The 22,672-nt window shown below is 71.8% G+C and carries 18 protein-coding genes and 2 pseudogenes; 5 read left to right on the top strand and 15 right to left on the bottom strand.

What is annotated here, in order from left to right; all coding sequences use genetic code 11:
* Positions 1-25 precede the first annotated feature (25 nt).
* From cobA to ACZ7J0_RS27045, 7 genes are all read right to left on the bottom strand, one after another.
* Positions 26-1,249 carry a uroporphyrinogen-III C-methyltransferase gene (gene cobA / locus ACZ7J0_RS27075; protein WP_470891573.1) on the bottom strand — a complete coding sequence of 408 codons (1,224 nt, stop codon included), beginning with the start codon at positions 1,247-1,249 and terminating at the stop codon, positions 26-28.
* Positions 1,250-1,974: 725 nt separating this feature from the next.
* Positions 1,975-5,433 (bottom strand): nicotinate-nucleotide--dimethylbenzimidazole phosphoribosyltransferase, encoded by a 3,459-nt coding sequence (cobT, locus tag ACZ7J0_RS27070; RefSeq protein WP_470891571.1) that lies wholly within the window; start codon positions 5,431-5,433, stop codon positions 1,975-1,977.
* Between the two features lie 329 nt (positions 5,434-5,762).
* A complete protein-coding gene (cbiE, locus tag ACZ7J0_RS27065; RefSeq protein ID WP_470891569.1) occupies positions 5,763-7,127 on the bottom strand; it encodes a precorrin-6y C5,15-methyltransferase (decarboxylating) subunit CbiE in 1,365 nt (454 codons plus the stop codon).
* A 155-nt stretch (positions 7,128-7,282) separates the two neighbouring features.
* Positions 7,283-7,921: a GNAT family N-acetyltransferase gene (locus tag ACZ7J0_RS27060; protein WP_470891567.1), complete on the bottom strand. Its 639-nt coding sequence runs from the start codon at positions 7,919-7,921 to the stop codon at positions 7,283-7,285.
* Positions 7,922-8,090: 169 nt separating this feature from the next.
* Complete coding sequence (locus ACZ7J0_RS27055; protein ID WP_470891565.1) at positions 8,091-8,954, bottom strand: MetQ/NlpA family ABC transporter substrate-binding protein; 864 nt, start codon at positions 8,952-8,954, stop codon at positions 8,091-8,093.
* Positions 8,955-9,022: 68 nt separating this feature from the next.
* Positions 9,023-9,694 (bottom strand): methionine ABC transporter permease, encoded by a 672-nt coding sequence (locus ACZ7J0_RS27050; RefSeq protein ID WP_470891563.1) that lies wholly within the window; start codon positions 9,692-9,694, stop codon positions 9,023-9,025.
* Positions 9,691-10,812, bottom strand: coding sequence for a methionine ABC transporter ATP-binding protein (locus tag ACZ7J0_RS27045; RefSeq protein WP_470891561.1), 1,122 nt, complete (start codon positions 10,810-10,812; stop codon positions 9,691-9,693). Before ACZ7J0_RS27045 ends, ACZ7J0_RS27050 begins: the two co-directional genes overlap by 4 nt.
* Positions 10,813-11,392: 580 nt before the next feature.
* On the opposite strand from ACZ7J0_RS27045, the gene ACZ7J0_RS27040 reads away from it, so the two are divergent.
* The 3 genes and pseudogenes from ACZ7J0_RS27040 to ACZ7J0_RS27030 all read left to right on the top strand — a co-directional run.
* Entirely contained in the window at positions 11,393-11,761 is a 369-nt protein-coding gene (locus tag ACZ7J0_RS27040) for a hypothetical protein (RefSeq protein WP_470891559.1), read from the top strand.
* A gap of 58 nt (positions 11,762-11,819) precedes the next feature.
* On the top strand, positions 11,820-12,182 hold the full coding sequence (locus ACZ7J0_RS27035; protein WP_470891661.1) for a hypothetical protein: 363 nt from the start codon (positions 11,820-11,822) through the stop codon (positions 12,180-12,182).
* An 11-nt stretch (positions 12,183-12,193) separates the two neighbouring features.
* Positions 12,194-12,449 (top strand): annotated as a pseudogene (locus ACZ7J0_RS27030) (SAM-dependent methyltransferase); the annotation flags it as partial.
* Here ACZ7J0_RS27030 and ACZ7J0_RS27025 read toward each other — a convergent pair.
* From ACZ7J0_RS27025 to ACZ7J0_RS27015, 3 genes and pseudogenes are all read right to left on the bottom strand, one after another.
* Positions 12,446-12,928 (bottom strand): GNAT family N-acetyltransferase, encoded by a 483-nt coding sequence (locus ACZ7J0_RS27025; RefSeq protein ID WP_470891557.1) that lies wholly within the window; start codon positions 12,926-12,928, stop codon positions 12,446-12,448. The pseudogene ACZ7J0_RS27030 and the gene ACZ7J0_RS27025 overlap by 4 nt on opposite strands.
* Positions 12,929-12,967: 39 nt before the next feature.
* Positions 12,968-13,536, bottom strand: a pseudogene (locus tag ACZ7J0_RS27020) (sigma-70 family RNA polymerase sigma factor).
* A gap of 374 nt (positions 13,537-13,910) precedes the next feature.
* On the bottom strand, positions 13,911-15,071 hold the full coding sequence (locus ACZ7J0_RS27015) for a glycerophosphodiester phosphodiesterase (protein ID WP_470891555.1): 1,161 nt from the start codon (positions 15,069-15,071) through the stop codon (positions 13,911-13,913).
* A 286-nt stretch (positions 15,072-15,357) separates the two neighbouring features.
* Between ACZ7J0_RS27015 and ACZ7J0_RS27010 the strand changes: the two genes are divergently transcribed.
* Positions 15,358-16,029 (top strand): lysophospholipid acyltransferase family protein, encoded by a 672-nt coding sequence (locus ACZ7J0_RS27010; protein ID WP_470891553.1) that lies wholly within the window; start codon positions 15,358-15,360, stop codon positions 16,027-16,029.
* Between the two features lie 93 nt (positions 16,030-16,122).
* On the opposite strand, the gene ACZ7J0_RS27005 is transcribed toward ACZ7J0_RS27010, so the two are convergent.
* The 4 genes from ACZ7J0_RS27005 to ACZ7J0_RS26990 form a co-directional block, all read right to left on the bottom strand.
* Positions 16,123-17,667 carry an MFS transporter gene (locus tag ACZ7J0_RS27005; protein WP_470891551.1) on the bottom strand — a complete coding sequence of 515 codons (1,545 nt, stop codon included), beginning with the start codon at positions 17,665-17,667 and terminating at the stop codon, positions 16,123-16,125.
* Complete coding sequence (locus ACZ7J0_RS27000; protein WP_470891549.1) at positions 17,664-18,215, bottom strand: TetR/AcrR family transcriptional regulator; 552 nt, start codon at positions 18,213-18,215, stop codon at positions 17,664-17,666. The genes ACZ7J0_RS27005 and ACZ7J0_RS27000 overlap by 4 nt, the downstream gene beginning before the upstream one ends.
* Before the next feature lie 322 nt (positions 18,216-18,537).
* Complete coding sequence (gene argH / locus ACZ7J0_RS26995) at positions 18,538-19,965, bottom strand: argininosuccinate lyase (protein ID WP_470891547.1); 1,428 nt, start codon at positions 19,963-19,965, stop codon at positions 18,538-18,540.
* A gap of 90 nt (positions 19,966-20,055) precedes the next feature.
* Complete coding sequence (locus ACZ7J0_RS26990; protein ID WP_470891545.1) at positions 20,056-21,249, bottom strand: argininosuccinate synthase; 1,194 nt, start codon at positions 21,247-21,249, stop codon at positions 20,056-20,058.
* Positions 21,250-21,429: 180 nt separating this feature from the next.
* Between ACZ7J0_RS26990 and ACZ7J0_RS26985 the strand changes: the two genes are divergently transcribed.
* Positions 21,430-22,119 carry a L,D-transpeptidase family protein gene (locus tag ACZ7J0_RS26985; RefSeq protein ID WP_470891543.1) on the top strand — a complete coding sequence of 230 codons (690 nt, stop codon included), beginning with the start codon at positions 21,430-21,432 and terminating at the stop codon, positions 22,117-22,119.
* Between the two features lie 9 nt (positions 22,120-22,128).
* Here ACZ7J0_RS26985 and ACZ7J0_RS26980 read toward each other — a convergent pair whose 3' ends face one another.
* On the bottom strand, positions 22,129-22,665 hold the full coding sequence (locus tag ACZ7J0_RS26980) for an arginine repressor (protein ID WP_468709363.1): 537 nt from the start codon (positions 22,663-22,665) through the stop codon (positions 22,129-22,131).
* Between the last annotated feature and the right edge of the window lie 7 nt (positions 22,666-22,672).

The following is a 22,672-nucleotide window of genomic DNA, read 5'->3' as shown; positions in this document are numbered from 1 at the left end:
CTGGGCGGAGTTGGGTAACCGGCGGTTACTTGTTCGGGCCCTCGGCGACGACAGCGCCGATGACGATGACAGCGGGCGGTCGTACGTCTTCGGCCCTGACCGTCTCGGCCACCGTCGCGAGCGTCGCGTCGACGCGGCGCTGGGTGGCCGTCGTGCCCTCCTGGACCAGGGCCAGAGGGGTTTCGGGGGACTTGCCGTGGGCGATCAGCGCCTCGGCGATCTTTCCGATCTTGTCGACGCCCATGAGGATCACCAGCGTGCCGCGCAGCTTAGCGAGGGACGCCCAGTCGACGAGGGAACGCGGGTCGTCGGGCGCGACATGGCCGCTGACGACGGTGAACTCGTGCGCCACTCCGCGGTGCGTGACCGGGATGCCGGCCGCGCCGGGCACGGAGATGGAGCTGGAGATACCGGGGACGACCGTGCAGGCGATACCGGCCTCGGCGAGCGCCTGGGCCTCCTCCATGCCGCGGCCGAAGACGAACGGGTCGCCGCCCTTGAGGCGGACCACCGACTTGCCGGCCTTCGCGTGCTCGATCAGCGCGTTGTTGATGGCCTCCTGCGCCATGAAACGGCCGTACGGGATCTTCGCCGCGTCGATGACCTCGACGTGCGGCGGGAGTTCGCTGAGGAGGTCGCGCGGGCCGAGCCGGTCGGCGATCACCACATCGGCCTCGGCGAGCAGCCTGCGTCCACGGACCGTGATCAAGTCCGGGTCACCGGGGCCGCCGCCGACCAGCGCGACGAAGGGGGTACGGGAACGGTGCTGCGGCGCCGCGATCGAACCGTCGCGCAGACCCTCCACGATCGCGTCGCGCACGGCGGCGGAGCGGCGGGGGTCCCTGCCGGTGAGCACGGCGACCGTCACGCCCTCGCTGCGCCCGGTCGCCGGGGTCCAGGCGGTCGCGGCCTCGGCGTCGTCGGAGCGCACGCACCACGTCCTGGTCCGCTCGGCCTCGGCGGACGCGCGCGCGTTGGCGTCGGGGTCGCTCGTGGCGACGAGGGCGTACCAGGTGTCGGCGAGGTCGCCGTCCTCGTAGCGGCGCTTCACCCAGGTGATCTCGCCCGCTTCGGCCATCGCCTCGACGGAGGGGGTCGCGGACGGGGAGACGAGCGTGACGTCGGCACCGGCCGCGACGAGGGCGGGGAGGCGGCGCTGGGCGACCTGGCCGCCCCCGACGACGACAACGCGGCGCCCGGTCAGGCGCAGTCCGACGGGGTAGGCGGGGTGCTCGGCATGCTCGGCCATGGCGGTGCGGCTCCTCGGAGGGGGCGTGGCGTGTGCGGGGCCGCTGCGGCGGTGAAGCGGCTGGTGGGAGGGGGTGCGGAGTGGGCCGGGGGCCCAGCGAACACGATAGCGGGATGGTGGGGGGTGTGGCGGTGGGGAGTGGGGTTCGTCTCGCGCCGCGACGGCGGTTCGCGGGCGGGGCAGGCGCCCCAAGCCTCCGGAACCGCCCACCGCGACGCACACCGCACGTGCGGTCGGCCACGGCGTCGTGTCCACCCACGGGACTCCGTGGGCGCGAGGGCTGCCCTCGGCCAGAGGGGACTTGCCCCCTGGACTCCGTCCGACGCAGGCCGTCCTCCGGGCAGGAGGGGACACTTTCGGACTCCGTCCGGGGGGCGGTTGCCACCGGCCAGAGAAGGCCCTCCACCGAGCTCCGTCGGACGCGACGACTACCCACCAGCCTGAGGAGGCCGGCCCCCGGACTCCGTTCGGCAGGGCGGTTACCCACGGCCCGAGGTCGACCTTCGCCCAAAGGGGGCCGGGCCACAGGCCGGAGGGGGCCGGGGCCGCAGGTGGGGGGTGTTCGGACGTAAAGCACCGGAACTCGCGCGAAGCGCGGTGAGGCTGCAGTCCGAACACCCCCCACCGGAGGCCCCGGCCCCCGCACCACCCCGGGGGCAACCGGACCACCCACCGGGTGACCGGGCCGACCCGGGACCGGCCCACCCACGGGGTGACCGGACCGCCTACTTCTCCGTGACGCCCGCCGAGTCGAACGTCGCCACCTCGTGCATCGCACGAGCCGCGCTCTGGACGATCGGCAGGGCCAGCAGCGCGCCCGTCCCCTCGCCCAGGCGGAGGTCGAGGTCGACCAGCGGCCGCAGGCCCAGCTTGTTCAGAGCCGCCACGTGCCCCGGCTCCGCGCTGCGGTGGCCCGCGATACAGGCCGCGAGGGCCTCCGGGGCGATCGCGCGGGCGACCAGCGCCGCCGCGCCGGTGGAGACGCCGTCCAGAATCACCGGCGTACGCAGGGACGCGCCGCCGAGGATCAGGCCGACGATCGCCGCGTGCTCGAGTCCGCCGACCGCCGAGAGGACGCCGATCGGGTCCGCCGGGTCGGGCTTGTGGAGGTCCAGCGCACGGCGGACGACGTCGACCTTGCGGGCGTGCATCTCGTCGTTGATGCCGGTGCCCCGCCCGGTGACCTCGACCGGGTCGACGCCGGTGTACACGGAGATGAGCGCGGCCGACGCCGTGGTGTTCGCGATGCCCATCTCGCCGGTCAGCAGCGCCTTGTTGCCGGCGGCGACGAGGTCACGGGCCGTCTCGATGCCGACCTCGATCGCGGCGAGGACATCCTCGCGGGTCATGGCGAGACCCGTGGTGAAGTCGCCCGTACCGGCGCGGACCTTGCGCGGCAGCAGGCCCGGCGTGGCGGGGAGGTCCGAGGCGACACCCACGTCGATGACGCAGACCTCGGCGCCCACCTGATTGGCGAACGCGTTGCAGACCGCGCCGCCGCCCAGGAAGTTGGCGACCATCTGGCCGGTCACCTCCTGGGGCCAGGCGGTGACGCCCTGGGCGTGCACGCCGTGGTCGCCGGCGAAGATGGCGACGGCGGCCGGCTCCGGGATCGGCGGCGGGCACTTCCGGGACAGCCCGGACAGCTGCGCCGAGATGATCTCCAGCATGCCGAGCGCCCCGGCCGGCTTGGTCATCCGCTTCTGCCGCTCCCACGCCTCGCCGAGGGCCTTGGCGTCGAGGGGGCGGATGTTGGTGATGGTCTCCTGCAGGAGGTCGTGCGGCTCCTCGCCGGGCAGGGCGCGGCGGCCGTACGTCTCCTCGTGGACGACCCAGGAGAGCGGGCGGCGCTTGGACCAGCCCGCCTGCATCAGCTCGGGCTCCTCGGGGAACTCGTCGACGTACCCGACGCAGAGGTACGCGACGACCTCCAGGTGCTCGGGCAGGCCCAGGCACCTGACCATCTCCCGCTCGTCGAAGAAGCTGACCCAGCCGACGCCGAGGCCTTCGGCACGGGCGGCGAGCCAGAGGTTCTCGACGGCGAGGGCGGAGGAGTAGGGGGCCATCTGCGGCTGCGTGTGCCGGCCGAGGGTGTGGCGGCCACCGCGGGTCGGGTCGGCGGTGACGACGATGTTCACCGGCGTGTCGAGGATGGCCTCGATCTTCAGTTCCTTGAACTGCTTGGCCCGGCCCTTGGGCAGCGACTTGGCGTATGCCTCACGCTGACGGGTGGCCAGTTCGTGCATCGTCCGGCGGGTCTCGGCGGAGCGGATGACGACGAAGTCCCAGGGCTGCGAATGCCCGACGCTCGGCGCGGTGTGCGCGGCCTCGAGGACGCGCAGCAGCACCTCGTGCGGGATGGGGTCGCTGCGGAAGCCGTTCCGGATGTCGCGGCGCTCGCGCATGACGCGCAGGACGGCCTCGCGCTCGGCGTCGTCGTAGCCGGGCGCCCGGGCGCCGAGCTGCCCGGCGGCCGGCTCGACGCCGGCCTCCTGCGCGTCCGGCTCGGCATCCGCTTCACCGACGGACTCACCGACGGGCTCAGCAACGATCGGCTCGGGGGCCGCTCCCTGCTCGGCCTCCGCCTGCACCTGCTGGTCGCCCGGCACGGGCGCCTGCCCCTCCGCGGCGACCACCGGAACGTCCTCCGCACCAGCCGCAACAGCGGCGACGGCCGCGACCGGCTCGGCAACTTCCACAACCTCTACGGCCTCAGCGACCGCCGGTGCCTCAGACTCCTCGCCGGGCTGGACCGGCTCCACGGCCACCGCGGCCTCGGCGGGAGCCTCCGAAGCCGGCTCGCCTTCACGCGGCGCCGGGACGACGGCCACCGCGTCCTCGGCCACAACCTCGGCCACCGGCTCGGCCCCGGGCTCGTCGACCGCAACGACCTCAGCCACGGTGACCGCCTCGGGTACGGATTCGGGTCCCGGCACGGAAACCGGAGCAGGCTCCTCCAGGGCCACGGCCACGGGCTCCACGACCTCTACGGGCTCCACTGCCTCGCCGGGCTCGGCCTGCTCGACGGGCGCGACCGGAGCCACGGCCTCAACCACGTTCTCGGCCACCGCCTGGGGCGCCTCCTCGGCCACCGGCTCAGCAGCGACCGGCTCCACGGCGACCGGCTCCACCGGGGCGACCTCCCCCACCGGCGTCGGAGCCAGATGCGGAGTCGTCGGAACGGAACCCTCGACCGGGACGAACTGAGCGGCGGCCGCCGGAGCGTCCGGGGCCGCCTCCGGGACGACCGTTTCTGCTGGGACTGGTGCAGGCGCCTGAGGCTGCTGCGCCTCGTGTGACTGGGCTGATTCCTGAGGCTGGCCCACTCCCTGGGGCTGAGCCACCTCCTGGGGCTGGACTGGCCCCTGGGGCTGGACTGGCTCCTGCGGCTGCGACGCCCACGGCGCGCCCGCCTGCGGCGGGATCTCGCCGAGCTGCGGACCGGGCAGCGCGGCCTCGACCGGAGCGGCGACCGGCTGGGGAGCGGACACCGCGGCGGGGGCCGCCGCCTGGGCCGGGGCGGTCTCCTCGCCCGAAACGTCCAAGTACTCGAGACCCGTGGCCTGGGGGGCGGCCACGCGGGCGGGCATCGGGGTCGGCGGGGTGCCCGCCGGGCCGCGGTCGGCGAGCGAGCGGACGACGCCACCGCTGCCCTCGGGCACGGGCGGGCCCATGTGCAGGGGGCGACGCGAGGGCGGCGCCTGGGCGGCGACGGGCGGCGGCACGCGTACGCCTCCGAGGTCCACGGACCCGGAGTCGCGGCCGGACGTCTCGTGGACGCCCGGCTCATAGGTGTCGTACGCGGGCACGGCCTGCATCTGTTCCTGCGCCGGCCCCTGGGCGTAGGCCTGCGGCTGTCCCTGACTCTGGCCGTGCGCGACCGGCTCGGCGGTCACGGGTCCGGACGCGGGGGCCTGGGGCTGGCCCGCCATCGGCACCTGACCCGGGACGATCCCCACCGCGGGGACCTGCCCCGGGACCTGCGCCGGCGCGGACACGGAGCCCTGGTGCGGTTCACTCCACGCACCCTGCGCACCGGGCATCAGCAGCAGGTCGTCGTCCTCGGCAGCGCTCTCGGAGGGGTCCAGGAAGGTGTACGCGCCCGGAGCGGGGATGCCCGGCTGCTCGACCATGCCTGCGTTCTCCGGCAGCCCCTCGCCCGGGATCTGGCCGGTGTCAGTCATGCGTACCCCTCGCCCATCGGTTGTGCTCCTTCAGACCTTCGCCCGCAACAAGAACGAGCCTGCGCGCCGTGCGGCACGAAACGGCTCGCGGACATGAAGCATTGTCGCGGCCTTTCCCCCGCCGCGGCAGCGAGATCCGCCACGGTGCGCTGTGGACTGCGCCACGTCGCGCGTCCCCCAGTTCCGCCGTACCACGCATGGGGGGTCAAAACGGGCCCCTTTTCCGGATATTGACGGGGCACCTTCCAGCGGTCGCTGGACAGAACCGCCGAACACCGGGCTGCGGTACAACAATCGGCCAGCCTACCTGCCGTTCCGTGCCGTATCGGTCACGGGGCGCGTTCCGGCCTGCGTCCGGAGAGGAGGAAGACGACGGAGCGCTCACGCTCGGTCCAGGCGCCGGGGTCGAGTTCGACGGACTGGAGGAGCGAGCACTCCACCTCGTAGCCGCCCTCGGCGAGAGCGGCGCCGATCGCCTCCGCCTCGTCGCGGTTGGCGGCGTGGGTGACGATGCGTTCGGGGCGGCGGTCGGCGCAGGCGGTGACGACGGGGACTCCGCCGCCACCGATCCGTACGACGTCGGGCTCGGGCAGGGATTCCAGTACGTGCGGGGCGCGGCCGGGTACGGCCTGGAGCTGGACACCGAAGCGGCGGGCGGCGGCCTCGGTCCGGGCGCAGGCGGCCGGGTCCAGATCGACGGCGATGACGGCGGCGCCGAAGCGCGCGGCCTCGACGGAGAGCGCGCCGCCGCCGCAGCCGATGTCCCACACGAGGTCGCCGATGCGCGGGCCCAGACGTGCCAGTTGAGCGGCGCGCAACCCGGCCGACTCCCCCGCCGGCACGGCATCGGACCGCGGCGCGTCCGCCCGTACCGCATCGGACCGCGCCCCCTCCGCTCGCACCGCGTCCGCCCCTACCGCGTCGGACCGCACGGCGGCGGGCCGCGCGACATCGGCCCGTACCCTCTCGCCGTGCGACCCGCCTGCCTGGTGGTCGGCGTACGCCTCCGCCGGCAGCGCCCAGCCCCGCACCCCTGAGGGGAAGCCGGCGTCGTGGCCCATCAGCCAGCCACCGCCCGGCGCGGCGGTGGCGGCGCCGCCGATGACGATGACGACATTGGGGTCGCGCCAGGCGTGGTCGGCGGCCTTGTCGGAGGTGAGGACGGTGACCTGTTCGCGCGGGGTGCCGAGTTCCTCGCAGATGACGAAGGTCCGGTGGACGCCGTCGAGGAGGAGGGCCAGTTCGGCGGGGCCCGCGCCGGGAGAGGTGAGGACGGCGACCTTGGGGTGGGCCCGGCAGACGTTCACGGCGCGGCGCAGGGTGCGCTGGTGGGCGACGACGGTCCGGGCGTCGTCCCAGGGCATTCCGGCACGGGCGAAGGCGGCGGCGACGGAGGAGACCGCGGGCACGACCTCGACCTCCAGGCCGTGCTCGGGGGCCCGCAGGGAGCGGACGACTCCGAAGAAGCCGGGGTCGCCGTCGGCGAGGACGACGGCGCTGCCGCGGTGTCCGGCGATGCGCCGGGCGGCGAGGTCGACACTGCCCAGGCGGATCCTTTCGGCCCCGGGCGGGACCTCGGGGAGAGCCAGATGGTGCGCGGCGCCGGCCACCAGGGTGGCGGCGGAGAGCGCGGAGCGGGCCGCCGCGGTGAGGGGCGAACCGTCCCAGCCGATCACCGTGACCCGGTCGGCCATCGTCGTGTGTCTCCTGAGGGTCTCGCGGGTGAGGAGGTCTCGCGGTTCGAGGCGTCCGGGGCGCGGCCCACGGTGTGGGCGCCGCGGGTCGGGGCGTCTCGGGCGCGGCCCACGGGGTGTGTGGGCGCGGCAGTGGTGAGGCTACCTGGTGTGTGTCAGTTCCAGTCGGCGAAGGTGCCGTAGCCGCCGGCCTCGGCCATCTGGTCGGCGACGCCCTCGAGGTCCTCGGCGAGCAGGCTCCAGACGATCAGGTCCGTCCTGATGTCGGTCCAGCCGCCGTCCTCGGTCTGGGTCCGCGCTATCCACGCGTTGCGCAGGACTCCCTCGCTGATGCAGCCGATCTTCTGGGCGACCTGCTGGGAGGCGGTGTTTCCGGCCGCGGTGCGCAGTTCGAGGCGCTCGAACCGCTGGTCACGGAAGAGCCACTGGGCGGTGGCGAGCGCGGCCTCGGAGGCGTAGCCCTCGCCGCGGGCCCAGGGGGCGATGATGTACGAGATCTCGGTGGAGCGGATGCGCCAGTTGGTGCTCGCCAGTTGGACGACACCGACCAGGCGCTGGGTGAGGAACTCGGTGACGGCGAGGTCGAGTCCGCGGCCCGCGGCGCGTTCGGCGGGCGCGTACTCGGTGATCCAGTGGCGGGCCGCGGCCTCGGTGAAGGGCTGGGGAACGGCGGTCCAGGAGACGACGAGTTCGTCGTTCATCATCTCGGCCAGGGCGGGGGCGTCGTCGTCCTCGAGCGCGCGCAGCACCAGCCGTTCCGTGCTGATGGAGATGTCCGGAAACGTGGTAGTCATGCGCAGCTCCATACCGAAGACCGTCTGTAAAAGACCGTGAACGCACAGCATGCAGCATGGGGCCGGGGATGCGCATGGCCGGGTCACCGGCGGCCGAGTACGGCGAAGACCCCCACGCACCGGACGGGATGCGGGGGGGGCCTTCGCCTCAAGGAATGTACCGCCGGGCCTACTTGGCCGCGCCGAAGGCCGGAATGACCGAGCCGTTCTTGTACGTGTCCTCGATGTACTTCTTCACCTCGGGCGAGTTGAGGAGCTTGGCGAGCTTCTGCACGCGCGCGTCCTTCTCATTGCCCTCCTTGACGGCGAGGAAGTTGGCGTAGGGGTTGCCCTCCGCCTTCTCCAGGGCCAGGGAGTCGGTGGCCGGGTTGAGCTTGGCCTCGATGGCGTAGTTGCCGTTGACGACGGCGGCGTCCACGTCGTTCAGGGCGCGGGGCACGGTGGCGGCCTCCAGCTCCTTGAACTCCAGGCCCTTCTTGTCGGTGATGTCGGAGAGCTTGCCGTTGGAACCGACACCGTCCTTGAGGGTGATCAGACCGTTGTCCGCGAGCAGCTTGAGCGCGCGGCCGCCGTTGGTGGTGTCGTTGGGAACGGCGATGGTCTGGCCGGCCTTGAGGTCCTTGAGGTCCTTGACCTTCTTGGAGTAGAGGCCGAGCGGCTCGAGGTGGACGTTGACGACCGGGACGATGTGGGTCTTGTTCTTCTGGTTGAAGTCGTCCAGGTACGGCTTGTGCTGGAAGAAGTTGGCGTCGACCTGGCCGGACTCGGTGGCGGTGTTCGGCAGGACGTAGTCCGTGAACTCCTTCACCTCCAGCTTCAGGCCCTCCTTCGCGGCGAGCTTGTCCTTGACGAAGTTGAGGATGTCGGCGTGCGGCGTCGGGGACGCGGCGACGACGAGCGCCTTGGAGGTGTCGGCGTTGCCGTCCTTGTCCTTGGAGGAGGACGGGTCCGAGGCCGTGCCGCAGGCGGTGAGGCCGAGGGCGAGCGCGGCGGTGGCGGCGGCAGCGGCGGTGAGCTTGATGTTCTTACGCACGAAAAGTGCCTCTTTCTGGTGGTGCGACGGACGCCCGGACAAGGAGTGCGGGCTTGTTGGTGAAGAAGTCAGGAGCTGGTGCGGCCTCGGCGTGCGAGGAGCCGGACGGCGCCGTCGCCGACGAGCTGCACGACGGTGACGATCGCGATCAGCACGACGACGGTGACCAGCATGAACTGCGTGTCGAAGCGCTGGTATCCGTAGGTGATCGCCTTGGATCCGAGGCCCTCGCCGCCGACCGCCCCGGCCATCGCCGAGTAGCCGATGAGCACGATGACGGTCGTGGTGACGGCGGAGACGAGCGAGGGCAGAGCCTGCGGCAGCAGGACCTTGCGGACGATCGTGGGGACGGATCCGCCCATGGACTCGACGGCTTCGACGAGGCCGTGGTCCACCTCGCGGATCGCCGTCTCGACCAGGCGCGCGAAGAAGGGGATGGCGCCGATGGCGAGCGGGACGATCATCGCCGTGGGACCGATGAAGGTGCCGACGACCAGGGTGGTGAACGGGATCAGGGCGATCAGCAGGATGATGAACGGCAGCGAGCGGCCGATGTTCACGATCACGCCGACGACCTTGTTCACCACGGCGTTCTGCAGCAGTCCGCCCTTGTCGGTGAGGACGAGGAGGATGCCGAGCGGCAGTCCGCCGCCGATGGTGACCAGCGTGGCCCACAGCACCATGTAAAGGGTGTCGATGGTGCCCTGTTCGAGCAGGGGCTGCATCTCCGACCAGGTCACTTGGCACCTTCCTTGGCCAGCGGGGCGCTCTGCGCCGGTACGGACAGGGCGTCGGCGCCCGGGACGGTGTCGGTCGGGCCGCCCGCGGCCGGGGCGGCGTCCGCCTCGACCGTGTCCGCGTCGACGACCTCGACCTGGAGGCCCTGCTCGCGCAGGAAGCCGACCGGGACGACGTTCTCCTCGTAGCGGCCGGGGAGTTCGATCCGCATCCGGCCGATCTGCTTGCCGGCGACGGTGTCCATGGCGGCGCCGAGGATCGAGATGTCGATGTTGTACCTGCGGGAGAGCTGGGAGATCACCGGCTGGGTGGCGGCCTCGCCGTGGAACGTCACGTCGACGACGGTGCGGTCGGGGCCGGAGGCGTCGCCGGTCACCGGGAAGAGTTCGGCGGCGAGCTCGGAGCCGGGTGTGGCGAGCAGTTCCGGGACCGTGCCGGACTCGACGATCCTGCCGCCGCGCATCAGCGCGGCCGAGTCGCAGACCGTCTTGACGACGTCCATCTCGTGCGTGATGAGCAGCACGGTCAGGCCGAGCTGCTGGTTGAGGTCGCGCAGCAGCTGCAGGATCGAGCGGGTGGTCTCGGGGTCGAGGGCGCTGGTGGCCTCGTCGGAGAGCAGCACCTTGGGGTTGCCGGCCAGTGCGCGGGCGATGCCGACGCGCTGCTTCTGGCCGCCGGAGAGCTGGGCGGGGTAGGCCTTGGCCTTGTCGGCGAGGCCGACGAGGTCGAGGAGTTCGAGGGCGCGCCGGGAGCGTTCGGCTCCGGAGAGGCCGAGGATCTCCAGCGGCAGTTCGATGTTGTCCTTGACGGTGCGCGAGGACAGCAGGTTGAAGTGCTGGAAGACCATGCCGATGCTGCTGCGGGCGCGGCGCAGGTCCGCGCCGGCGCGCCGGCCGCGGCCGGCCAGGGCGGTGAGGTCGACGCCGTCGACGGTCACCGTGCCGGCGGTGGGGCGCTCCAGCAGGTTGACGCAGCGGATGAGCGAGGACTTTCCGGCGCCGCTCTGGCCGATCACGCCGAAGACCTCGCCCTCGCGGACGTGGAGGTCGACGCCGTCCAGAGCGGTGACCTGGCGGCCTCGCGACTCATAGACCTTGGTCAGGCCCGAAGTGGTGATCACAGGGTTTCCGTCACTGTCGAGTGCGCGGCGCGGGGTCCGCCGGGCACGGGGCATTCGTCATTCGGACAGTCAGGCGCGGGGAGCCGGCTCGGCTGGTGGCCGGAGGCGGCGCGTGCGCGGGGCAGGCCCGGTCCGTTGGTTCGTACGGACGCGAGGCATGGCTGTCGGGTCTCGCTTCGGGGCGCGAGGCTCAGGCAGGGGCCCTCAGAAGGCGCACATTCGACACATACAACGAGCACCGGGCGTCGTGATCGCCTCGGTCGCAAGGGTGCGGCTGCTCGTCGTGGTCATGTGCGCCAGTAAACCAGACACCCTTGCGAGCCAATGGACGGTGTCCGCATAGCGGACAAGACCCTCCCGCCATACGGACGGCCGCCTCGAACCCCGTGACCTCCTGGCCCCCCGTCCTGGCCTGGGCCGACACCGCCGACGGGTCGCTGACGACGACATCGGCGAGGAGCTCGGAGCGCGCGTGCTCTGTGGCGGAGCCCACGGTCTCGCCCGCGCGGCGCTCCCGGCCCCACGTCCGCGGCCGGGGTCGCCCGCACCGGGTCTTTTGGCCCGTAATACCCTCGGGGCCATGCTTGACGCCCTGACGGTCGCGGTCGCCGTGACCGCGCTCGCCCTCGCCGCCTGGTGCGGCTTCGCCTTCTCACGGAACCAGCCGACGAAGGACTGGCACTTCATCGGCATGGCCGTGGTCACGGTCCTCGCACTGGCCCAGCTGGTCGTCGGGATCGTGCGGCTGGCGCGCGGCGAGAAGGCCGACGAGGGCACGACGATCTTCATCGCGTATCTGCTCGGGGCGCTCCTGGCGGTGCCCGGGGCCGGTTTCATGTCCCTGACCGAGCGCAGCCGCTGGGGCTCGGCGACGGTCGCGGCCGGTGCGGTCGTGCTGGCGGTGCTGGAAGTGCGGCTGTACGACATCTGGGGAGGCATCGGTGCCTGAGTCGACGACGTCCACTGCCCCTGCCGGGGAGAGGACCCGGCTGGTCGAGGGTCCCGGCATGCTGCTGGTGTGGCTGTACTCGGTGATGTCGGTCGGCGCGGTCTCCCGCTCGATCTACCAGATCGCCACCGAGTACGACCGCGCCCCGCTCGCGTACGCGCTCTCGGCCGTCGCCGCCGTGGTGTACGCGTTCATCACCTACACCCTCTTCCGGGGCGGAGAGACGGCCCGCCGCGCGGCGCTGGTGTGCTGCGCCGCCGAGCTGGTGGGGGTCGTGACCGTCGGAACCTGGACGCTGGCGGACCCGTCAGCGTTCCCGGACGCCACGGTCTGGTCCGACTACGGCATGGGCTACCTCTTCATCCCTGTACTGCTTCCGGTCACCGGAATCCTCTGGCTGCGCAGGGCCCGCCGGGCCTAGGCAGCTCTGCTTCCGGGGCCGGCATCCGGTTCCACCACGGGGACGCCTTCGCGCTCGACGTGGCCGAGCTGGGCGGTCCGTACGACCTCATTCACGACTCGGGCTGCTTCCACCACCTGCCGCCCCACCGGCCGCCACCGGGCGCGAGCGCGCGTTCTGCGCCGCATGCACGACGAGCCGCCGGAGTCCTCGTCCTTCGGTGAGCCCTTCCTCTGGGCGGCGCTCTTCCGCCGCGAGCCGCGGGGCGGTGCGGTGCGGCCGGGCTAGGCGGCCTTCTCCAGGGTGACCAGGGTGAGTCGGGGGCCGACCTCGCGCGTGGCCACGGCTTCGTAGCCCCTGCTGCGGTACAGGCGCAGGTTGCCCTCGCTGCGATGTCCGGTGAAGAGCCGGAAGCGCTTGGCGGCGGGAGCGGGATCGGCGGCGAAGTGCTGCTCGATGGCGTCGAGGAGGCGGCCGCCGAGACCGTGCCGCCGCAACCGGGGATGGACGATGAGCTTGGCGATCCTGACCGTGCCGTCGCCGTCCGCGGTGGCACGTACGGACGCCACGACCTCGTCGCCGAGCCGCGCCACCAGGGCGTGACCCCGGTCGAGTTCGGTCCGCAGCGCGTCGAGTGACTGGGTGAGGGGCTCGATGGTGTAGTCGCCGTACAGCTCGGCCTCGCTCTGATAACACAGGTACTGCAGCTTGAGGATCTGCTCGGCGTCCTGTGCGCCTGCCGCTGAGATGGTCACGCTCATGCCCATGTGCGCATGCCTCCCGCTCACCTGGTCCGCCCGGTCGGTCTACCGCTCCTTTCCCCGGAGTTCAGGAGCGGAACCTCTGTAGCGAGCATTCTGCGCAGGCATCCCAGGCATCGGGAACGCATCGGCCCCAGACTGCCCTGTGAGATACCCAACTCCCCTGCGATTTCCCGGTAGGTGGGGTCGGCCGGAGACAGCATCGCGGTGAGCAGGCTCGGGCACCGGCCGGGCGTGCGGCGGACCGCCGCGCGCAGGACCCGGCGGCGTTCGGCGACGAGGAGGGCACGCTCGGGCGAGGCGTGCGGGTCCTGGGCGGGTGCGTGGGCCTCGTCCGTGTAGCGCTGCTCACGGGCTACCGCCCGGCGCGCCTGGCGGGCTTCGGCGCGGACGGCGCGGCGCAGCCAGTCGGCGGGGCGCTCCGGGGCGCCGTCGTCCTGGAGACGTTCGAGGAGCCGCAGCCAGACGGCCTGTTCCAGGTCGCCGGGTTCGACGCCCGCGGCGGCGGCCTCGGCCAGGGACTCGGCGGCGAGTAGGGGACTCAGTGCGCCGACCAGGTCGGGCGCGGCGGAGGGGGCGCGCAGTGCGTCCGAGGTCGGGGCGTCCGAAAACAGGGCGCCCGTGGTCAGCGCGTCCGAGGTCAGCGCGTCCGGGACGGTGTCGTCCTTCGCCGCGCTGTCCGTGACCCCGCCGTCCGACCCCTCGCCGTCCGTGACCCCGCGGTTCGTGTCCCGGCTGTCCCTCACCCCGCCGCCCGGCCCCTCGCCATCCGGTTCGTTCGCCGAGGGCTCCTCGCTCGCCACCCGGTCCCCCGCGGCCGCGCCGGCCGCCGCCGCGCTCGTCGCAGCCGCGTCGCCCGTCGTCATGTCCCTGTGCGCCGTGTCGCTGTTCGTCATGACGGGCACGACACGCGGGGTTCGCGGCTTGGTTGCCCTCCCCGCCGCAAACCCCTCGTCCGGGTGCGCCTGCGGGCCGTCCGGGTGACGGCTCAGCGGCCGGTGAAGTCCGCCGCCGCCAGCACGCCCGTATCCGGGTTGTCGGTGAAGATGCCGTCGATGCCCGTCTCGAAGTAGACCCTCAATGCCCCGAAGGCGTCGCCGTACGCCGTCGGGTCGGTGCCCCGCCGGAATTCGGCCGGCAGGAAGGTGTTCTCGTTGCGGGCCGTGTACGGATGGAGGATCAGCCCCTCCTCATGGGCGTCCCGGACCAGCGTGGTGGGCGTCGTCAGCCTGCCGTTCGCGTCCTTGGGGATGATCAGGTCCAGCGTCGGGCCCAGGCCCTGCGCGAACGACGCGATCCACGTCAGCCCCTGGGGAGTGATCAGATCGGCGACCGTCCGCGGGTCCCCCGCCTCGACGAAGTCCCAGGGGCGCGTGGTGGCCCCGGAGAGCAGCACCACCCTCGGCGAGGAGACGAGCCGGGAGAGCCGCTGGATGCTGCTCGGCTCGAACGACTGCAGGAAGACCGGGGAGTCGGCGCGGTGGCGTCCGTACCGGCGCAGCAGCTTCGCCAGCCGCTCCTCCAGGGCCAGACCGATGCCGCGGAAGTACGAGGGGTGCTTGGTCTCGACGTGCAGCCAGACCGGGTGGCCGCGGCGCCGGCCCTCCTTCTCGGCCCAGCGCAGCACCTCCTCGAAGGTGGGGATCTCCCAGCGTCCGTCGTAGAGGGTGTTCTCCTGGCGGGTGCCGGGGATGCGCTCCTTGGCTCGCAGGGTCTTGAGCTCGGCGAGCGTGAAGTCCTCGGTGAACCAGCCGGTGAGGGAGGTGCCGTCGACGGACTTGGTCGCCTTGCGGGACGCGAACTCGGGGTGGTCGGCGACATCGGTGGTGCCGGTGATGTCGTTCTCGTGACGGCAGACGAGATGGCCGTCCTTGGTGGGGACGAGGTCCTGTTCGATGACATGGGCGCCCATGTCGAGGGCGAGCTGGTAGGAGCCGAGGGTGTGCTCGGGGCGGTAGCCGCTGGCGCCCCGGTGGGCGACGACGGTCGGCACGGGCAGTCCGCGGCCGGGCGGGCGGTGACCGCCTCCCTCCGCGTTCCGCGCGGCGGCCGGGCTCGGGACACCGATCGCGCCGAGTGCCGCGGAGCCCAGTACCGCCGCTCCGAGAACGGTCCGCCGGGCCGGGGTCCTGCGCGCGCCCTGTGTCATCGCACTCTCCTTCTTCCGCTGCTTCCGCGCCGTGCCGGTGTGATGTCCCGCACCTGTCAAACGGAGGCCGATCGTAGGCAGCTACGCCTTACGGAGGGGAGACCCTCGACGAACGGGCCGAAAACTCACGTCAACACTGCGTATCCACTCGGTGAACCCGATGTGCGCGCGGAAGCGACCCGCGAGTATCGTCCTCACCTGCACAGACCACGTGCACGGACCAGCTGTACAGATCACCTGCCCAGACCGTCGGCCGTCCACGACCGCCACGACACCGGAGGAACCGTTGTCCCGTCTCGCGCTCATCAAGGCAGTGCTCGGACCGATCATGCGCCTGATGTTCCGCCCACGCGTGGAAGGCGCGGAGAACATTCCCGGGACCGGCCCCGTCATTCTGGCGGGTAATCACCTCACCTTCATCGACTCCATGATCATGCCGATCTGCCTGGACCGCCCGGTCTACTTCATCGGCAAGGACGAGTACGTCACCGGCAAGGGCCTCAAGGGCCGGCTGATGGCCTGGTTCTTCACGAGCGTCGGCATGATCCCCGTCGACCGCGACGGTGGCCGCGGCGGTGTCGCCGCGCTGATGACGGGCCGGCGCGTGCTGGAGGAGGGCAAGATCTTCTCGATCTACCCGGAGGGCACCCGCTCCCCCGACGGCCGGCTGTACCGGGGCCGTACCGGCATCGCGCGACTGACGCTGATGACCGGCGCTCCCGTGGTGCCCTTCGCCATGATCGGCACCGACAAGATCCAGCCGGGCGGCGCGGGGCTGCCGCGCCCGGGACGGGTGACGGTCCGCTTCGGCGAGGCGATGGAGTTCTCCCGCTACGACGGGATGGACCGCGACCGTTATGTCCTGCGGGCGGTGACGGACTCCGTGATGACCGAGGTCATGCGGCTGTCGGGTCAGGAGTACGTGGACATGTACGCGACCAAGGCCAAGGCCGCGTAGCGGCTTCCGGCCACGGGAGCGCGAGAGCGCAAGAGCCGAGGACTCGGCACCCATGTGGGCCCCGACCGGTGACCGGTCGGGGCCCGCGTGCGTCTACGGGTGCCCGACACCCTCTTCCAGCTTCTGCCCCTTCAGCAGGAACCAGGCCGCCACCGCCGTCGTCAGCAGGACCGCCGCACCGACGCCCGCCGCGATGTGGAGACCCTCGACGAAGGCGTCCTGAGCCGCCGAGACCAGCGCCGGACCGCTCGGGGCCGGGAGGGCGGACGCCGCTTCCACCGCGCCGCCCAGGGACTCGTGCGCCGCGGAGGCGGCGCCGCCCGGGACGCCCGGCGGGGTCGCGAAACCCTGGTAGACGCCGGTGACGATGGAGCCGAGCAGCGCGATACCGAGCGCGGCGCCCAGTTCGTACGCGGTCTCCGACACCGCGGAGGCCGATCCCGCCTGCTCGCGCGGGACGCTGGAGAGGATCACGTCGGCGGTGACGGTGAAGGCGAAGCCCGCACCCACGCCGACGACCAGCAGGGTCGCGCCGAGCAGCGGATACCCGGTGGACCGGTCGAGGGTCGTCAGCGCGGCGAGCGCGAGGCCGACCGCCGCGAGCCCGCCGGCCACCACGGACCGTACGGAGAAGCGCCGGGCGACCGTACCGGCGATCAGGCCGGCCGTCACGGCGCCGATGGCGGCGGGGAGTTCGGCGAGGCCTGCCTCCAAGGGCTGTCGGCCCTGGACCAGTTGCAGGAACTGGGAGAGGAAGAAGATCAGCCCGGACAGTCCGAGGATGGTCAGCAGGTCGGCCAGCACCGCGCCGGAGAAGCCGCGGTGGTGGAAGAGCCGCATGTCCAGCAGCGGTGACGGCAGGGTGAGCTGCCTGCGGACGAACCAGGCCAGCGCACCGAGGCCGATGACGGCCGAGAGTGCCACATCCGCCCGGAAACCGTGCGCCGCCGCCTCCTTGACGGCGTAGACGACACCGATCATGCCGATGAGCGACAGGCCGACGCTGATCAGGTCCCAGGGGCCGGGCGACGGGTTCTTCGACTCCGGGATCATCTTCACGCCGACGATCACCAGGACGGCCATGACGGGCAGATTGATCAGGAAGACCGTGCCCCACCAGAAGTGTTCGAGCAGGAAACCGCCGACGACGGGTCCGACGGCCGCGCCGGCGGAGGCCATCGCGCCCCAGACACCGACGGCGAGGCTGCGCTCGCGCGGGTCGTGGAAGAGGTTGCGGATGAGCGCCAGCGTGGACGGCATCAGGGTCGCACCGGCCACACCGAGCAGCGCCCGGGCGGCGATCATCATCTCGGGGCTGGTGGCGTAGGCGTTGAGCACCGAGACGGCACCGAACGCGACGGCGCCGGTGAGCAGCAGTTTCTTGCGGCCGATGCGGTCGCCCAGGCTGCCCATGGACACCAGCAGTCCGGCGATGACGAAGGAGTAGACGTCACCGATCCAGAGCAGCTGGGTGCCGGACGGCTTGAGGTCCTCGCTGAGGAAGGGGGTCGCGAGTCCGAGTACGGTGGCGTCCACCGCCACCAGCAGTACGGCCAGGACGAGAACGGCGAGAGCCAGCCAGCGTCCCGGGCGGCGCACCACCTCCGCGTCCTTCGCGAGCTGGTCGGTCCTGGTCATTTCTCCACGCTCCTGCGTGCTCCGCCGAGCAACAGCTCGACGATCATGTACTGGAAGTCCTTGCCCGCGACACGACCGTCCTGGACGGCCCAGGCGCAGGTGCCGATGAGCCCGTAGAGGGCCTCGGTGAGCCAGGCGGGGGTCAGGTCGATGCGGAACGCGCCCTGCTCCTGGCCGCGCCGGAAGAGCGCGGAGACACGGGCGTCGAGCCGGGACCAGCCTTCGTTCTGCTGGTCGCCCTCGAAGAGCTGGTTCTCGGTGACGAGGAAGGACAGCAGTCCGGCGACGGGCTCCACCTCGGTGACGAACCGCCGCAATGCCTCCTCGGCATCGCCGTCCTCGAAGCGGGCGCGGTCGATGGCCGCCTCGAGCTCCTGGATCCCGAATGCTTCCAGGGCCCTGACCAGGGCTTCCCGCCCCGCGACGTGCCGGTGCAGGGTGGCCCGGCCGATCCCGGCGGCCCGGGCGACCTCGTCCATGGTGGCGGTCGACTTGCGGGAGAGGAGGGCGGCGGCGGCGCGGAGGACTTGCTCACGGTCGACTGACATGAGACGACCTTACACCAAGTGAGACATCACTGTCTCATCCGAGGTTTTCATGCCTCATCGAGGCGCGAGGAATTGCTGTGACCATGAAGCCGCTGTTGCTGATCGACGTGGACGGCCCGCTGAATCCGTAGGCCGCCGGGCGGCCCTTCGCGTGGGTCGACGACGACATCACGCCGTACGACCGCGCGTTCGTGGAGCAGAAACACGTCGCCGCCGCCCTGCTGCCGCACATCGATCCCCGGATCGGACTGGTCCGACCGGACTTCGACGCGCTCGCGCAGTGGGCGGCGGCGCTGTGACCCGCTGAGGTGCTCTTGCCGAACTACTTCTTGGCGGCGGCCCAGGCCTGCTGGATCACCAGGTCCGCCTTCACCTCGACCAGCTGGGTGGCGACGGCCGAGGGAGCGGTGCCGCCCCGGCCGTTGCGGGAGGCGAGCGCGCCGGGGACGTCGAGGACCGTCCGGACCTCGGGGGTCAGGTGCTCGGAGATCTTGGCGAACTGCTCGTCGGTCAGCTCGTCCAACTCGATCCCGAGGCTCTCGCACTCCTTGACGCATTCGCCGGCGACCTCGTGCGCCACCCGGAAGGGCACGCCCTGCTTGACCAGCCACTCGGCGATGTCGGTGGCGAGGGAGAAACCGGCCGGGGCCAGCTCCTCCATGCGCTCCCGGTTGACGGTGAGCGTGGCCATCATGCCGGTGAAGGCGGGGAGCAGGACTTCCAGCTGGTCGCAGGAGTCGAAGACCGGCTCCTTGTCCTCCTGCAGGTCCCGGTTGTAGGCGAGCGGGAGGGCCTTGAGGGTCGCGAGGAGCCCGGTCAGATTGCCGATGAGTCGACCGGACTTGCCGCGGGCCAGCTCGGCGATGTCGGGGTTCTTCTTCTGCGGCATGATCGACGAGCCGGTCGAGAAGGCGTCGTGCAGGGTCACGAAGGAGAACTCCTTCGTGTTCCAGAGGATGACCTCCTCGGCGATCCTCGACAGGTTCACGCCGATCATCGCGGTGATGAAGGCGAACTCGGCGACGAAGTCGCGCGAGGCCGTGCCGTCGATGGAGTTGCCGACCGAGCCGCGCTCGAAGCCCAGGTCCCGGGCGACCGCCTCGGGGTCCAGGCCGAGCGAGGAGCCGGCCAGGGCTCCGGAGCCGTACGGCGAGACCGCGGTCCGCGTGTCCCACTGGCGCAGCCGCTCGCCGTCCCGGGAGAGGGACTGCACGTGGGCCAGGACATGGTGGGCGAAGAGCACCGGCTGCGCGTGCTGGAGGTGCGTACGGCCGGGCATGGCGACGTCCGCGTGCGCCTCGGCGAGGCCCACCAGCGCGTTCTGGAGGTCGGCGATGAGGCCGCCGATGATCCGCGCGTGGTCGCGCAGGTACATCCGGAAGAGGGTGGCGACCTGGTCGTTGCGGGACCGGCCGGCGCGCAGCTTGCCGCCGAGGTCGGCGCCGAGGCGCTCGAGCAGACCCCGCTCCAGTGCGGTGTGGACGTCCTCGTCGGCGATGGTGCCGACGAAGGAGCCGTCCGCCACATCGGCCTCGAGCTGGTCGAGACCGGCCAGCATGCGCGTGAGTTCGTCGGCCGTCAGCAGGCCCGCCCGGTGGAGCACGCGCGCGTGGGCACGGGAGCCGGCGATGTCGTACGGCGCGAGCCGCCAGTCGAAGTGGACCGACGCGGACAGCTTCGCCAGCGCCTCGGCCGGACCGTCGGCGAACCGGCCGCCCCAGAGCCGGACGTCACCGTTGTTGCTGCTCACTGCATGCTCCTCAAGACAAGGGTGGGATACGCCGCCGCCTCCCCTTCCCCCGGCGGAGGAACAGGGAGGCGGCTGTCGAACGAGTCGTACTTACGCGAGGTCACGCCGTGCGGCGATCTTCGCGGACAGCGCGAAGATGTCGATGAAGCCCTGCGCCTTCGACTGGTCGAAGGTGTCGCCGGAGTCGTAGGTCGCCAGGTTGAAGTCGTAGAGCGACTCCTCCGACTTCCGGCCGGTGACGACGGCGCGACCGCCGTGCAGGGTCATCCGGATGTCACCGGTGACGTGCTGGTTCGCCTCGTTGATGAAGCCGTCCAGGGCCCGCTTGAGCGGGGAGAACCACAGACCGTCGTAGACCATCTCGCCCCAGCGCTGCTCGACCTGCCGCTTGTAGCGGGCCAGCTCGCGCTCGACGGTGACGTTCTCGAGCTCCTGGTGGGCGGTGATCAGGGCGATCGCGCCGGGGGCCTCGTACACCTCACGGGACTTGATGCCCACGAGCCGGTCCTCGACCATGTCGATCCGGCCGATGCCCTGGGCTCCGGCGCGCTCGTTGAGCTGCTGGATGGCCTGCAGGACGGTGACGGGCCTGCCGTCGATGGCGACGGGGACGCCCTCCTTGAAGGAGATGACGACCTCGTCGGCCTCGCGGGCGACGGCCGGGTTCTGCGTGTACTCGTAGATGTCCTCGATCGGCGCGTTCCAGATGTCCTCGAGGAAGCCGGTCTCGACGGCCCGGCCGAAGACGTTCTGGTCGATGGAGTACGGGGACTTCTTCGTGGTCGCGATCGGCAGGTTCGCCTTCTCGGCGAAGGCGATGGCCTTGTCCCGGGTCATCGCGTAGTCACGGACCGGCGCGATGCACTTCAGATCCGGGCCCAGCGCCTGGATGCCCGCCTCGAACCGCACCTGGTCGTTGCCCTTGCCGGTGCAGCCGTGGGCGACGATGCCGGCGTTGTGCTTCTTCGCGGCGGCGACGAGGTGCTTGACGATGGTCGGCCGGGAGAGCGCCGAGACCAGCGGGTAGCGGTCCATGTAGAGGGCGTTTGCCTTGATCGCCGGGAGGCAGTACTCGTCGGCGAACTCGTCCTTGGCGTCCGCGACCTCGGCCTCGACCGCACCGCAGGCGAGCGCGCGCTTGCGGATGACGTCCAGGTCCTCGCCGCCCTGGCCGACGTCCACGGCGACGGCGATGACCTCGGCACCCGTCTCCTCGGCGATCCAGCCGATGGCGACGGAGGTGTCCAGGCCGCCCGAGTAGGCGAGTACGACGCGCTCGGTCACGGGTTTCTCCTTACCTTGCAATCACTGATGGGTATAACTATGCAGAGCTCCGTATGTTTTGTCAACGCCGGCGCAAAGGAGCTGGTCATCGGGCCGAGACTCTGTGATCGATGGGCGTACGGGCGCCGAACGGCCCCGTCCGCGTGGCCCGCCGCGCGGGCCGGCCCTAGCGTCGCGAGCATGCGTACCGTTCTCGCGCTCGGCGCCGTCCTGGTCGGTCTGCTCGCGGGTCAAGACGCTCCGCCCCCGCTGCCGGCCCGCATGGCCGATACCGGCGGCGGCAGTCAGCTGATCACCGCCGAGGCGCCGCGCGCCGGGTCCACCACCGGCAGGGTGACCTGGTGGGACCGCCGGGGCCGGCACTGGATCGAGGCAGGGTCGGCGCCCGCCCGGTTCGGGAAGAACGGGCTGACGGAGGGCGGGCGGCGGGTGCAGGGGACGTCCACCACGCCGACCGGTCTGTACGCACTGCCGTACGCCTTCGGGAACAAGGCCGCACCCGCCGGGACCTCGTACGCCTACCGCCGGGTGACCGAGCGGTCCTGGTGGTGCCAGGACAACGCCTCAGGGGCGTACAACCGCTGGGTCGAGGGGCTGCCGCCGGACTGCCGGGCGGCCGAGGCAGAGCATCTGGTCACCTACGGGACGCAGTACGCGCACGCGCTCGTCATCGGCTTCAACTACGACCGGCCGGTGCGCGGCCGGGGCGCCGGGATCTTCCTGCACGTCGACGGGCGCGGGGCGACGGCCGGCTGCGTCTCCGTACCGGCCGGGGCGATGGCCCGCATCCTCGCCTGGGCCGAACCGGCCCGCCGCCCGTCCATCGCGATCGGGACCAGCGGCGGACCGACGGCGATCACCCGCTACTGATCGGGCGCCCTAGCGGTCGTTCTGCGCGAGGCGCAGCAGATGGTCGGCGAGCGCCTGGCCGCCGGCCGGGTCGCGGGAGATGAGCATCAGGGTGTCGTCTCCGGCGATGGTGCCGAGGATGTCGTTCAGCTCCGCCTGGTCGATGGCCGACGCGAGGAACTGCGCGGCGCCCGGCGGAGTACGCAGGACCACGAGGTTGGCCGACGCCTCGGCGGAGATCAGCAGTTCACCGGAGAGGCGCCGCATGCGCTCCTCCTTGGCCGACTCGCCGAGCGGCGCCTGCGGGGTGCGGAAACCACCCTCGCTCGGTACCGCGTAGATCAGCTCGCCGCCGGTGTTGCGGATCTTCACCGCGCCCAGTTCGTCCAGGTCCCGGGAGAGCGTCGCCTGGGTGACGCTCAGCCCGTCGTCCGCGAGCAGCTTCGCCAACTGGCTCTGCGAGCGGACCGGCTGCCGGTTGAGGATGTCCACGATCCGCCGGTGCCGCGCGGTACGGGTCTGCGGAACGGACGGCCCGCCGTGCTCGGTGTCCTGCGCGTCGGTCATCGTCGTC

Source organism: Streptomyces sp. NPDC038280 (assembly GCF_055600045.1).
This window is presented reverse-complemented; position numbering and strand designations above follow the sequence as displayed.